Source organism: Bradyrhizobium sp. 172, assembly GCF_023101065.1.
GTDB lineage: Bacteria > Pseudomonadota > Alphaproteobacteria > Rhizobiales > Xanthobacteraceae > Bradyrhizobium > Bradyrhizobium canariense_D.
This window is the reverse complement of sequence record NZ_CP064701.1, coordinates 1,444,238-1,456,158: the sequence shown is the minus strand read 5'-3', so window position 1 is coordinate 1,456,158 and position 11,921 is coordinate 1,444,238. Positions and strand designations below refer to the sequence as shown.

Sequence of the window (11,921 nt, the reverse complement as noted above, 5' to 3'; positions counted from 1 at the left end):
GATGTCCTCTTTTGCTAGAGCGTGGAGGGGTGGAAACGGTCGATGCCGAGATCGCCGATGCGGGTCTGGGTGCCGCCGTTGACGATCAGCTCCGCCATGACGGCGCCCGCGCCGGGGCCGAGCTGGAAACCGTGCAGCGAAAAACCGAATTGGTGATAGAGGCCCTTGTGCCGGCTGCTCGGTCCAAACACGGGCAGATCGTCCTTGGTCTTGGCCTCGATGCCGGCCCAGGCCCGCATGATCGTCGCGTCGCGCATGACCGGGAACAGCTCGAACACGGTGCGGGCGCTGGTCGCGAGGCTTTTCCAGTCCAACACCGTCTCGTTGCGATCCTGATGGGGCGTAGCCAAATGGCCGCCGCCGATCAGCACCGTGCCGTTCTTGAATTGCTTGAAGGACAGCTTGCGGCCGCGCAGGATCACGACCGGATCGATGAAATGCGGCACGCGCGAGGTGATCATCAACATCGGCGCCACCGTCTCGACCGGAACGGGCTCACCGAGCGCGGCTGCGATGGTCCCGGCCCAGGCGCCGGCGGCATTGACGAGCACCGGCGCGGCAAAGCTCTCGGCGCCGACATCGACATGCCAGAGACCATCGGTGTGCCGGATATTCGTGGCGGCAATGCCCTCGCGCACGGTCGCACCTAGTTGCTCCGCCTTGCGACGGAACGCCGTCGTCGCCTGCGCGGGATTGGCCGCACCGTCGCGGCGCGAGACCACGCCGCCGGGACAGGTCTCGGCCACCGCCGGCACGAGGCGCCGCAGCTCTGCGGCATCGATCAGCTCTTCGTGGGTGAAGCCGAGCGCGTTGAGCTCGGCCACACGTGCGCGGCAGACCGCGAGTTCCTCTTCGTTCTCGGCGACGAGGACCTGGCCATAGCTCTCAAAGCTGCAATCGTCGTCGAGGAGATCGGTGATCTTCTCCCAGATACCCATCGAGCGGATCGAAAGCGGGATTTCGGGGATGTGCCGCGCAAGCTGGCGCACGCCGCCGGCGTTGACACCGGAAGCGTGCCGGCCGGCATAGTCCTTCTCGATCAGCACCGGCTTGAGGCCGGCGAGACACAGATATAGCGCGGTCGAGCACCCGTGGATGCCGCCGCCGACGACGATCGCATCCACGTTTTTCGTCATCCGCGCACCACCGCCTTGATGTCGTCTGCGCTCTTCGGAACGGCGGCGAGCTCGGCGAGCGTGATCGGCTTGACCGGCGCGCGCAGCCGGTAATAGCCAATCTCCTGCGGGCTCTTGCCCCGCGCCTGCGCCATCAGCTCGGTGACGGTGAGGCCGCAGAGCCGGCCCTGGCACGGCCCCATGCCGGTGCGGCGGTAGGCCTTGAGCTGGTTCGGCCCGGTCGCGCCGATCGCGACGGCGTCGAGAATATCCTTTGCGGTGACCTCCTCACAGCGACAGACGATGGTGTCGCCTGCGGGAATGCGAAACTGCGGCGCCGGCCGGAACAGCGTGTCGAGAAAAACGCGACCACGTTCGGCCTTGGCGAGATCGGCGCGGAGGCTCGCCATCGGCGCAGATTTTTTTGCAGCCGCAGGCGCCAACGCCTCCACTGCCGCGCGTGCCGCGATGCGGCCGCGCACTACGGCTGCGTTCGCCCCGCCGATGCCGGCGCCGTCGCCAGCAATCGCAATGCCGGCGACCGACGAATTGCCGCTGGCATCCAGCACCGGAGACCAGCACAATTGCAAATCATCCCAGCGATGCTCGATTCCGGCCGCCATCGCCAGATTGACGTTGGGCACGACGCCCTGGTGCAGCAGCAAGAGATCCGCAAGGACGGTCTCGCGTTTGCCGCCGGCGACATAGCTGACGTTCGCGAGTTGGCCGTCACCAGAGGCAGCAAGCTCGCTGACACCTGAGACGACCTGCACCTTCGCCTTCACCTCGCGCATCATCGACAAGCCCTTGGCGAAATACGGCGAGGTCAGGAAAGCGAAAGCGTGGGGGAGTGCGGCGAAATAGTTTCCGCGCTCGGTGGTGTCGAGAATGCGATCGATGCGACCGCCGAGACGCAAGATCTGCGCGGCGAGCAGCCAGAGCAGCGGCCCCTGCCCCGCGATCACCGTGCGGCCATCCGGCACCAGGGCCGATGTTTTCAACATGGTCTGCGCGGCGCCCGCGGTCATCACGCCCGGAAGCGTCCACCCGGGAATCGGAAACGGCCGCTCCAGCGCGCCGGTCGCGAGGATCACGCGCCTGGCCTTGACGAAGGCGGACGCGCCGCCGACCGAGACGGCGATATCGAGATTGCGATCGAGGCTCCAGACCGTTGCGCGCTGAATGACCTCCGCGTTGCCTGCGCGTAGCGCCTGCACGAGATCGGTACCGACCCAATAGTCCTCACCGAGCTGGCTGCGGTCGGTCACCGGCGTCGAGGCGATGGCACGAAACACCTGGCCTCCGGGGCCGATATTCTCGTCGAGCAGCAGCGTGGACAGGCCGGCTTCGGCGGCCGTCGCGGCGGCGGCAAGGCCGGCAGGCCCGGCCCCGATCACCACGACGTCATATTCTTCGCGCTTGGGAGCCACAGTCATTTCCCGATCTCCCGCTTGCCCTTCTGAATCTCGATCTGCATGCCGTCGGTGACCGGCACCAGGCAGCCCTGTCGGTTGCCGACGCCATCGATGGTGACGAGGCAATCGAAGCACACGCCCATCATGCAATAGGGCAAACGCAGCGCCCCGCTGACTGCGGTCGAACGGCGTGCATCGCAGCTCGAGGCCAGCAGCGCGGCGGAGACGGTGTCGCCCTGCCGCGCCGCGACGGCAACGCCATCGACGAAGATTTGCACCGCTGGCCGCTTGTCCTGCTCGGATCGTTTGAACATCCTGGCTCCTTCAATGTCCCTAGTAGCCGCTGTTGTTCGCGGCACCGGCGGCGCCAAAACGGCTGGCCGAGAACGCGCCGACCAGCTCGGGCTCGAGCGCGCCTTGCGCAACCATCCGCGCGATCTCGAAGGCGTGGTTGGAGGCGAGTGTCACCCCGGAGTGGCAGCAGGCGACGAAGGCACCGGGATGCGTCTCCGACTGGTCGTAGATCGGAAAGCCGTCCTGCGGCATGACGCGGATGCCGGCCCAGCTCCGGACCACGTTGAGCCGCGCGAGATGCGGAAACATGCGCTGGGCGCGATCCGTCATCACGGCGCTGATCGAGTGCTTCAGCGCGCGATCGTCGAGCTCGTCTTCCTTGCTGTCGCCGATCATCACCGTGCCCTCGTCGGTCTGGCGGATCGTGGTCAGCGGATGCGGCAGAAAGGGCATGGTGCGCTCGGTCACCACGATCTGGCCGCGGGTCGGGCCCATCGGGGCGTGGAGACCGACCATCGGCGCCAGGGTCTGGTTAGCATTGCCGGCGGCGAGCACGATCTTGGCGGCACGGAGCTCGCCCTGCGGCGTCGTCAGGCAGAATTCGCCGCTGCTCCTGCTGATCGCCGAGACCGGGCGCTCCGGAAGATAGTCGATGCCGAATGCCTTGAAGCCGGTGTGGAACGCACGAAACGTGCGCAGCGAATTGACGTGACCGTCGAGTGGACAATAACTGCCGCCGGAGACCTCGGGCCCGATCAGCGGCAGCGCCTTCTTCACCTCGGATGCCGGCAGCATCTCCATCTTGTAATCGGCGGCACCCGTCTGGTTGTGCATGCGCTTGACCAGCTCGGCGCGCTGACCGAACTCGTCCTCGCCAAGCGTCAGATGAAAACCGCCGTTCTGCTGAAGCGAGACATCGAGGCCGGTCTGCTGCTTCAGCTCCGAGGCGAGCCTGCTCCACGCCTGTGACGCCTGCACCGTCCAGACGGTATAGGCTGGCATGCCGAGCCCCTTGCTCTGGACCCAAACCAGCGCAAAGTTCGCGCGTGAGGCGCGCTTGGTGATGTCGCCTTCGTCGAGCACGGCCACCTTCTTGCCGAGTCTTCCCAGGCCCCAGGCGATGGCGGAGCCGAGCAATCCGCCGCCGACGACGGCGACGTCGTAATCTGTTCGCATGGATTCTCCTATCGCCCTGTATCGCCCTTGCCGGCGAGCACGCGGTCGAGCCCGTAGAAGCGATCGAGCAGAATGAGGGCGGTCATGGTGATCGCGATCACGCAGGCCGAGACGGACGTCACCAGCGGATCGATGTTGTCCTGGATGTAGAGGAACATGCGCACCGGCAGTGTTTCGGTGCCGGGTCCCGCGAGGAAGACGGTCATGGTGAGATCGTCGAAGGACTGGATGAAGGCGAGCGCCCAGCCGCTGATGACGCCGGGCAGGATCAACGGCAGCGTCACGCGGCGGAATAGCGTCCAGCCGCCGGCACCGAGCGAGACCGCCGCCATCTCGACCGAAAGGTCCATGCCGGTCGCCGCCGCCAGGGTCAGCCGTAGCGCGAACGGAAACACGATGATGACATGCGCGATGATCAGCGCGGCGAAGCTGCCGCCCATCCCGGCCGAGGTGAAGAAGCGCAGGAACGCGATGCCGAGCACGACATGCGGGATCATCAGCGGCGAGAGAAAGAGGGCCGCGAGCGCATCACGGCCGCGGAAGCGATAGCGCGCGATCGCGAGCGCCGCCGGTACCGCGAATAATAGCGCGACGAACGACGATAGTGCGCCCAGGCCAAGGCTGACCCAGAAAGCATGGACGAATTCGGGATAGTTGGCGATCGCCCTGAACCAGCGCAACGAAAAACCGTTTGTCGGCAACGACAGGAAGCCTTCAGGCGTGAACGCAACGAGGCAGACGACGAGGATCGGCGCCACCATGACGATGACAAAGATGGTGTGGAAGATCAGCGCGAGCGGGCCATTCCGGCTCATCGGAACACCTCCGCGTAACGGCGCTCGATCAGTGCGTTGCTGCCGACGACGATCAAGACCAGCGCGGCCAGCAGCAGCGTGGCGACCGCCGCCCCCAGCGGCCAGTTCAGCGTGTTGAGGAACTCGTCATAGGCCAGCGTCGCCGCGACCTTGAGTCGACGGCCGCCGATGATGGCGGGCGTCGCAAACGCGCTGGCCGAGAGCGAGAACACGATGATCGCCCCAGACAGCACGCCCGGCATGATCTGCGGCATGATGATGCGGTGGATGATGGTCGCAGGGCCGGCGCCGAGCGACATCGCGGCATTCTCGATCTGCGGATCGAGCCGCTGCAGCGCCGCCCACACCGACAGCACCATGAACGGCATCATCACGTGCGCGAGTGCGACCACCATGCCGGTTTCGGTGAACATGAAGGGGATAGGCGCGCGGATCAGCCCGGCCGACATCAGCAGCTTATTGACGAGGCCGTTGTTGCCGCCGAACAGCAGCGCCCAGCCGAGCGTCCGCGCCACCACGGAAATCAGCAACGGCCCCAGGATGACCAGGAGAAAAACGCTCTTCCAGCGTCCGCTCATGCGGTTGAGGATGTAGGCTTCGGGTGCACCGAGCACGGCGGTGAGCAGCGTAGTCAGGATCGCGATGCGAAACGTCCGCCCGAACATCTCGGCGTAATAGGGATCGGTTACGATCTCATGCCAGTTCTTGAGGATGAAGACCGGCTCGATGCCCTTGTACTGGCCCCAATCATGGAAGGACAGCATCACGGTCATTGCCAGCGGAATCAGGAGCACGCCGACGAACAGCATCAAAGCGGGCGCCGTCAGCGCCCAGGGCGTGCGTGCGTTTCGTTCCTCGGCGGAAGCGCTCATGCGACGCCCCTCACGCTCATGTCCTCGGGCCGCCAGGTGAGGTGAACGGCCTCGCCTTCGACCGGCTGCGACCGGCCGTCATTCTGGCGGATCACGGTCGCCGGGCCGCATTCGCTCTCGCACTGGAACAGCCAGTGATTGCCCTGGAAGATGCGTGTGACGATCTTTGCGCTGAGGCCCGCGTCGCCAAAGTCGATCCGCTCGGGGCGAATGCTAATGGTGACGGGACCGCTGCGCCCGACATGCGCAGGCGCGCTCCACGAGCCGACAATCAATCGCCCAGGCGCACTGGTCCGATCGATCGTCGCGGCAAAGTCGTTGGTCTTTCCCAAAAACTGCGAGACGAAGGCCGAGGCCGGCTTCTCATAAGTCTCTTGCGGCGTGCCGATCTGCTCGATCCGGCCCTGGCTCATCACCACGATGCGGTCGGACAACGACATCGCCTCGTTCTGGTCGTGGGTGACGAGGATCGTGGTGGTGCCGATGGTACGCTGGATCTGGCGCAGCTCGATCTGCATCTCCTCGCGCAGCTTGGCGTCGAGATTCGATAGCGGCTCGTCGAGCAACAGCACGCTCGGCTTGATCACCAGCGCGCGCGCCAGCGCCACGCGCTGCTGCTGGCCGCCGGACATGCGACGCGGATGGCGATCCTCGTAGCCGGCAAGCCCGACCATCGCGAGCGCTGCGCGAACGCGCTCGGTCCGTTCGCCGCGCGGCACATTGCGCATCTCGAGCCCGAAGGCGACATTCTCGGCCGCGGTCATGTGCGGAAACAGCGCGTAGCTCTGGAACACGATCCCGAGCCCGCGTTTGGCCGGATGGATCGCGGTCAGATCCTTGCCTTGCAGCCGGATCGCGCCGCGGGTGGGATCGAGGAAGCCCGCGATCATCTGCAGGGTCGTGGTCTTGCCGCAGCCGGAGGGGCCGAGAAAGGAGACGAACTCCCCCTTCCCGACCGCGAGACTGAAGTCGTCGACGACAGTCTGCGCTCCGAATTGCTTGGCGACCCCTTCGAGCTCGAGATAGGCCATCGCACTGTCTCCGGGATGACCGATCAGCGCTCGACCTCGCGATTCCAGCGCTTGGTCCATTCCTCGCGCTTCTCGTTGATGACGGTCCAGTCCGGATTATAGAGCTTTGCCGCGCGCTCGCCGATCGGCGCCATCTTGCCGAGCTCGGGCGGGATCACCAGCGATTTCAGCACCGGGCCGTAGCCGTAATCCTTCAGCATCACGAGCTGGATCTTGGGTTCGAGCAGCATCTTGACGAAGCTAGACGCAAGCGGCGAGGCGTTCGGCTTGGTGATCGGACAGGCGGTCGTCAGCAACGTCGCGGCGCCCTCCTTCGGATAGACGAAATCGACGGGGAAGCCGGTATTGGCAAAGCTCTGCACGCGGCCGGTGCCCCACACCGCGATCACAGCCTGCCCGGACTGGAACAGCTCGGTCATCTTGCCCGGCGACGGCTCATAGGCGAGCACGTTCGGATTGATCTGCTCCTTGAAGATCTTGAAGCCGGAATCGACATTGGACTCGCCGCCGCCATTCATCTTCGACAGCATCACCAGCGCTTCGAGGCCATAGGTGTTGTTGATCGGCGGGATCACGAGCTGCTTGGCGTATTTCGTGTCCTTGAGATCGTTCCAGGAGGTCGGCGGCGCCCAGCCCTTCTCCGCAAACACCTTGGTGTTGTACATCAGGCCGGTCGCGACGATGCCGATCGCGACCGCACGATCGTCCTTGAAGCGCGCGGTGTCGTAGAGATCGGTCGGCAGGCCATCGAGCTTGCCGCAGAAGCCGAGTTGGATCGCCTGGTACATCGGGCCGTCGTCAACGATGGCGACGTCGATCTGCTGGTTGCCCTTCTGCGCCTGGAGCTTGGCCAGCGTGTCGGTGGAGTTGCCGGCGACGTACTCGACCTTGACGCCGTTCTCCTTCTCAAAAGTCGGGATCACCTCGTCGCGGATGGTCTTCTCGAACGAGCCGCCATAGCCGGCGACATAGAGCGTCTTTTGCTGAGCCGTGGCAACCGAGGGGGCGGCGATGAGGGCCGCGATGCTGACCGCTGTCAGAAGGCGAAAAGTCTTCATGTGGTCCGATCTCCATACCGGGATGAGGTGACGTGCCGACGAGTCTCGTTGGCTGAACCTTCCGCATTTCCTTCCGCGCAGATCCCTCTCCGACTAGGGCTCCAGCCCTTGCGCGGCGAATTTTGGCGCGATCCGGAGGTTTAAACCCCTCCAATCTGCCGAAAAAGCGGGCCGTCTCCAGCACTGATGAAAAAGATCGCAAACTCCGGCTTCCATCGTCCAATGAATAATGGCAGCCTCTGCATGCCTAAATATTATGAATGGAAATGGGGATGGCCCGGATCAATTCGCGGCAGGTGGAGGCTTTCCGGGCGACGATGCTGACCGGCAGCGTGACGGAGGCGGCGGCGCTGATGACCGTGACGCAGCCGGCGGTCTCCCGGTTGCTGCGCGACCTCCAGGCGCTGTTGAAGATGGAGCTGTTCGAACGGCGCGGCACCGGCCTCGTGCCGACCGCTGCGGCCATGGCACTCTACACCGAAGTCGAGCGCTCCTTCGTCGGCCTCGAACGCATCACCGCGGCAGCCGAGGAAATCCGCGGCCGCCGCACCGGCTCACTGCGGATCGCGGCACTTCCAGCATTGTCGAATGGCTATTTGCCGCGGCTCACCGGGCACTTCCTGAGGGAGCGGCCGAACCTCAACCTCGCTTTCTTCGGCGTGATCTCGCCGATCGTGGTCGACTGGGTACTGAACAATCAGTGCGACGTCGGCTTTGCCGAGGTGCCCATCGCGCATTCGGGCTTGCCGAGCCAGAAGCTGCCGGCGCCCGCGCGTGTGGCTGTACTGCCCACCGGTCACCGCCTCGCGGAAAAGGAAGTGCTGGAGCCCCGCGACTTCGAGGGCGAGACTTTCATCTCGCTGTCGGCGGGCTCGTCGAGCCGCCACCTCGTCGACCAGGTCTTCCATCGCCACGATGTCCGCCGCGTGCTCAGGGTCGAGACCACGCTGTCGGAGATCATGTGCGGCATGGTGTCGTCAGGACTTGGCGTCGCCATCTGCGATCCCTTCACCGCCCAGGAATTTTCCACCCGCGGCGTCGTCGTGCGCCGCTTCCTGCCGCGCATCGACTTCGAATTCTCGGCGGTCTTTCCGGCACAGCGCAGCCCCTCGCCGGTAGCGCTCGATCTGGTCGAGACCATACGCAAGGCGCTCGCCGAATTCGACGAGCCACCCCTCAGCCGTTGAACGCCGCCTGTGCCTCCGGCAGGTCCCAGATCTTGCCAATCGCAGCGGTGCCGGCAGCCGTGATCGCCGCCTCGTCGGCGCCGAGATAGCGGCCGGCATCGACCAGCATGCGGCCGTCGACCATGACCTGATCGATATTGGCGCGATTGGCGAGCGCGATCAGCGCGCGGCGCGGGTCGAACAGCGGCTGAAGATGCGGATGGGTGAGATCGACGATCGTGAGGTCGGCGGTCGCGCCCGGCTCGATACGGCCGAGATCGGGCCGCTTGATGACATCGGCCGCGATTGCCGTGTTCGCCTCGATCAACTCGGGCGCGTTCGCGACATCGGCACGCGCCGAGGTGATCTTGGAGATCAGCGACGCCGCATTGAGCTCGCCGAGCAGGTCCATGTTGTAGCCGTCGGTGCCGACCACCGTGCGCACGCCGTGCTCCGCGAACTGGCTGAAGGCCGCGGTGACGCCGGCGCGCGCGAACACGCGCGGGCAGTTGAGAACCGTCATACCGCGCGCGGCCATCAGCTTGAGATCGTCATCGGTGCTGAACATGCAGTGTGCCGCCATCAGGTCGGGCGCCAGCAGGCCGAGCCAGTCGAGATGTTGCGCCGGCGTGCGGCCGCCATAGCGCTTGCCGATGGTTTCGACCTCGGCGCGGCTCTGCGCCATATGCGTCGTGACGGGCACGCCGAGCTCGCGTGCCCGCGCGGCACAGGCCCTCAACAGATCAGGCCCGCAGGTGTCGGTGGCATGCGGACTCATCGCAAGGCCGATGCGGCCGTCGCCGCGATTATTCCAGCGCTGGTAGAGTGCATCCCAGGTCGCCATGTCGGCTGTGCCGTCATCGCCGGAATAGTGCACCACGCCGTCGGGGCCGGCCTTGGCGTCCGACGTCGAGAACAGATAGGGCGCGCCGTAGAAGCGGATGCCCATCTCCTCGGCGGCATCGAACATCTCCGGGATCGAGTTGCGGAACGGCTCCATCACCGTGGTGGCGCCGCCCTTCAGGAGTTGGAGGATGCCGAGCCGCGCGACCGCCATGCGCTCTTCCGCCGACAAGATATCTGCACCGCGCTTGGTCAGCGGCAAAAGCACCGTGTAAACGATGCTCTGATTGTTGCGGCGGCCGTTGCCGTCCTCGGTGTGGCTGCGCGCCAGCGCTTCGGAGAAGCAGTGATTGTGCAGGTTCAACAGGCCCGGCAGAACGAAGCGGCCGGGACGGTCATGCACCTCGTCCGCCCGCGGCTTGTCGCGCGTGACCGCGGCAATCTTCTTGCCTTCGACCAGAACCCAATGGTCGCGCAACACGTCCTGCGCGCCGTCCTTGCGTGACAGCACATAGCTGCCGAAGATTGCGATCATGCTCATGCGGGGCGTACGTTCCAGAAGACGGCGGTGCCGTCGAGAATGCCGGTGATGGCTTTGCGATAGGCGGTCGGCTGCTTGTACAGGCCAATCGGAATATAGGGGATTTCCTGGAAAGCCACCGCCTGGATCTCACGGCAGATGCGCTGCTGCTCCGCGAGCTCGGAGGCCGCCAGCCACTGGCTGCGGAGCCCGGCCATCTTCTCGCTCGCATACCAGCCGGCGACCTTGCCCTCACCACGGATATTGGTGTTGCCGGCCGGATTGAGCCAGTCGATGCCCTGCCAGTTGCCGACCGCCGCGCTCCAGCCGCCCTGCCCGATCGGGTCCTTCTTGAGTTGGCGTTGCAGCACCACGGCGAAATCGAGCCCGGCATATTCGACGTTCATGCCGGCCTTGCGCAAGGAGTCGACGGCGATCTCGCCAAGCGGCTTCTGCGCCAGTGAGTTGGTGGGCACGAGCACCACGACCTTCTTGCCATTATACCCCGCGGCCTTGAGATCGGCCTTCACTTTGGCGTAGTCACGCGGGCCGCGGAAGACATCGAGGCCGACATCGCTGGCCATCGGCGTATTCGGCGCGAAATAGCCGATCGGTGAGACCTGGAAGTTCGGATCGGTACCGGCCACCGCGGTCATGAAGGCGGATTGATCGATGGCCCCCAGGAGCGCGCGGCGAACGGCAGGATTGTCGAACGGTGGCTGAAGATGATTGAGGCGCAGCATGCAGGCGTAACCGCGGGGATCGAGGATCCGCGTCTCGATGTCGCCGGCCGCCTTGATGATCGGCAGCAGGTCGTGTGGCGTGGTCTCTTGCCAGTCCTGCTCCCCGGTCTGCAGCGCGGCGACGCCGGTGCCGGCATCGGGCGTGGTGGTCCAGACCACCCGATCGTAGTGCACGATCTTCGGGCCCGCTGTCCAATCCGGTTTGCCGTCCGTGCGCGGCTGATAGCGCTCGAACCTGGCATACGCGTTGCGCGCACCCTGCACGCGCTCGTCGGCGAGATAGCGGAACGGGCCGCTGCCGATCACTTCGGTGAGCGGCTTGAACGGATCCTGGCCCGCCAGCCGCTCCGGCATCATGAAGCACGCGTTGATCGCGGCCTTGCCCAGCGCTTGCGGCAACAGCGGGAATGGACGTTTGAGGCGGAAGCGGATGGTGCGGTCGTCAGTGGCCGACAGCTCGTCAGTCGCCTCCATCAGCTCGCCGCCAAAGCCGTCGCGCGCGGCCCAGCGGCGGATGCTCGCGACGCAGTCGCGGGCGAGCACGCGCTCGCCATCGTGCCAGAACAGACCGTCGCGCAAGCTGAGGTCCCATTGCAGCCGGTCGCCGGAGACGACATGGCCCGACAGCATCTGAGGCGAGACCTGGAGCGAAGAGCTCATGCCGTAGAGCGTGTCGTAGACCATGAAGCCGTGGTTTCGCGACACTTGTGCCGTCGAATAGATGGGATCGACGAAGGCGAGGTCGATCACCGGAATGAAGCGTAGCGTGGTCTGGGATTCGGCGCGCAGGATGCCCGGAAATGACAGCGCCGGCACCGCGGCTACGGCCTTGAGGAGCGAACGGCGGGAGACGGGCATTGCAAGAGGCTCCTG

Annotated in this window: 11 protein-coding genes; 1 reads left to right on the top strand and 10 read right to left on the bottom strand. The window is 65.4% G+C overall.

Annotated elements, in window-relative coordinates; translation table 11 throughout:
- Nucleotides 1-14 precede the first annotated feature (14 nt).
- Genes IVB07_RS06925 through IVB07_RS06890 form a run of 8 tightly spaced genes read right to left on the bottom strand, consistent with a single transcriptional unit; the run spans nt 15 to nt 7,776 of the window.
- A complete protein-coding gene (locus IVB07_RS06925; RefSeq protein ID WP_018453758.1) occupies nt 15-1,136 on the bottom strand; it encodes an FAD-dependent oxidoreductase in 1,122 nt (373 codons plus the stop codon).
- Nucleotides 1,133-2,551, bottom strand: coding sequence for a (2Fe-2S)-binding protein (locus IVB07_RS06920; protein WP_018453757.1), 1,419 nt, complete (start codon nt 2,549-2,551; stop codon nt 1,133-1,135). The genes IVB07_RS06925 and IVB07_RS06920 overlap by 4 nt, the downstream gene beginning before the upstream one ends.
- Complete coding sequence (locus tag IVB07_RS06915; RefSeq protein ID WP_018453756.1) at nt 2,548-2,844, bottom strand: (2Fe-2S)-binding protein; 297 nt, start codon at nt 2,842-2,844, stop codon at nt 2,548-2,550. Before IVB07_RS06915 ends, IVB07_RS06920 begins: the two co-directional genes overlap by 4 nt.
- 19 nt (nt 2,845-2,863) lie before the next feature.
- Nucleotides 2,864-4,000 carry an FAD-dependent oxidoreductase gene (locus IVB07_RS06910; RefSeq protein WP_018453755.1) on the bottom strand — a complete coding sequence of 379 codons (1,137 nt, stop codon included), beginning with the start codon at nt 3,998-4,000 and terminating at the stop codon, nt 2,864-2,866.
- 8 nt (nt 4,001-4,008) lie between these two features.
- Nucleotides 4,009-4,815, bottom strand: coding sequence for an ABC transporter permease (locus IVB07_RS06905; RefSeq protein ID WP_018453754.1), 807 nt, complete (start codon nt 4,813-4,815; stop codon nt 4,009-4,011).
- Complete coding sequence (locus IVB07_RS06900) at nt 4,812-5,687, bottom strand: ABC transporter permease (protein ID WP_018453753.1); 876 nt, start codon at nt 5,685-5,687, stop codon at nt 4,812-4,814. Before IVB07_RS06900 ends, IVB07_RS06905 begins: the two co-directional genes overlap by 4 nt.
- Nucleotides 5,684-6,718, bottom strand: coding sequence for an ABC transporter ATP-binding protein (locus IVB07_RS06895; RefSeq protein ID WP_026232591.1), 1,035 nt, complete (start codon nt 6,716-6,718; stop codon nt 5,684-5,686). Before IVB07_RS06895 ends, IVB07_RS06900 begins: the two co-directional genes overlap by 4 nt.
- 23 nt (nt 6,719-6,741) lie before the next feature.
- Entirely contained in the window at nt 6,742-7,776 is a 1,035-nt protein-coding gene (locus IVB07_RS06890) for an ABC transporter substrate-binding protein (protein ID WP_018453751.1), read from the bottom strand.
- A 272-nt stretch (nt 7,777-8,048) separates the two neighbouring features.
- Here IVB07_RS06890 and IVB07_RS06885 point away from each other — a divergent pair, with 272 nt between their 5' ends.
- The gene (locus IVB07_RS06885) at nt 8,049-8,963 is read left to right on the top strand and encodes a LysR substrate-binding domain-containing protein (RefSeq protein ID WP_018453750.1); all 915 of its coding nucleotides are present in this window, start codon (nt 8,049-8,051) and stop codon (nt 8,961-8,963) included.
- On the opposite strand, the gene IVB07_RS06880 is transcribed toward IVB07_RS06885, so the two are convergent.
- Both IVB07_RS06880 and IVB07_RS06875 read right to left on the bottom strand, forming a co-directional pair.
- Entirely contained in the window at nt 8,953-10,326 is a 1,374-nt protein-coding gene (locus tag IVB07_RS06880) for an amidohydrolase family protein (RefSeq protein ID WP_247767527.1), read from the bottom strand. The two genes, IVB07_RS06885 and IVB07_RS06880, sit on opposite strands and share 11 nt — an antisense overlap.
- Nucleotides 10,323-11,906 carry an ABC transporter substrate-binding protein gene (locus IVB07_RS06875; protein ID WP_018453748.1) on the bottom strand — a complete coding sequence of 528 codons (1,584 nt, stop codon included), beginning with the start codon at nt 11,904-11,906 and terminating at the stop codon, nt 10,323-10,325. The genes IVB07_RS06880 and IVB07_RS06875 overlap by 4 nt, the downstream gene beginning before the upstream one ends.
- Between the last annotated feature and the right edge of the window lie 15 nt (nt 11,907-11,921).

Coding starts and splice junctions, on each gene's coding strand:
- IVB07_RS06920 (WP_018453757.1), bottom strand. CDS start 2,551: ATGACTGTGGCTCCCAAGCGCGAAGAATATGACGTCGTGGTGATCGGG.
- IVB07_RS06885 (WP_018453750.1), top strand. CDS start 8,049: ATGGCCCGGATCAATTCGCGGCAGGTGGAGGCTTTCCGGGCGACGATG.
- IVB07_RS06925 (WP_018453758.1), bottom strand. CDS start 1,136: ATGACGAAAAACGTGGATGCGATCGTCGTCGGCGGCGGCATCCACGGG.
- IVB07_RS06895 (WP_026232591.1), bottom strand. CDS start 6,718: ATGGCCTATCTCGAGCTCGAAGGGGTCGCCAAGCAATTCGGAGCGCAG.
- IVB07_RS06890 (WP_018453751.1), bottom strand. CDS start 7,776: ATGAAGACTTTTCGCCTTCTGACAGCGGTCAGCATCGCGGCCCTCATC.
- IVB07_RS06880 (WP_247767527.1), bottom strand. CDS start 10,326: ATGAGCATGATCGCAATCTTCGGCAGCTATGTGCTGTCACGCAAGGAC.
- IVB07_RS06910 (WP_018453755.1), bottom strand. CDS start 4,000: ATGCGAACAGATTACGACGTCGCCGTCGTCGGCGGCGGATTGCTCGGC.
- IVB07_RS06875 (WP_018453748.1), bottom strand. CDS start 11,906: ATGCCCGTCTCCCGCCGTTCGCTCCTCAAGGCCGTAGCCGCGGTGCCG.
- IVB07_RS06900 (WP_018453753.1), bottom strand. CDS start 5,687: ATGAGCGCTTCCGCCGAGGAACGAAACGCACGCACGCCCTGGGCGCTG.
- IVB07_RS06915 (WP_018453756.1), bottom strand. CDS start 2,844: ATGTTCAAACGATCCGAGCAGGACAAGCGGCCAGCGGTGCAAATCTTC.
- IVB07_RS06905 (WP_018453754.1), bottom strand. CDS start 4,815: ATGAGCCGGAATGGCCCGCTCGCGCTGATCTTCCACACCATCTTTGTC.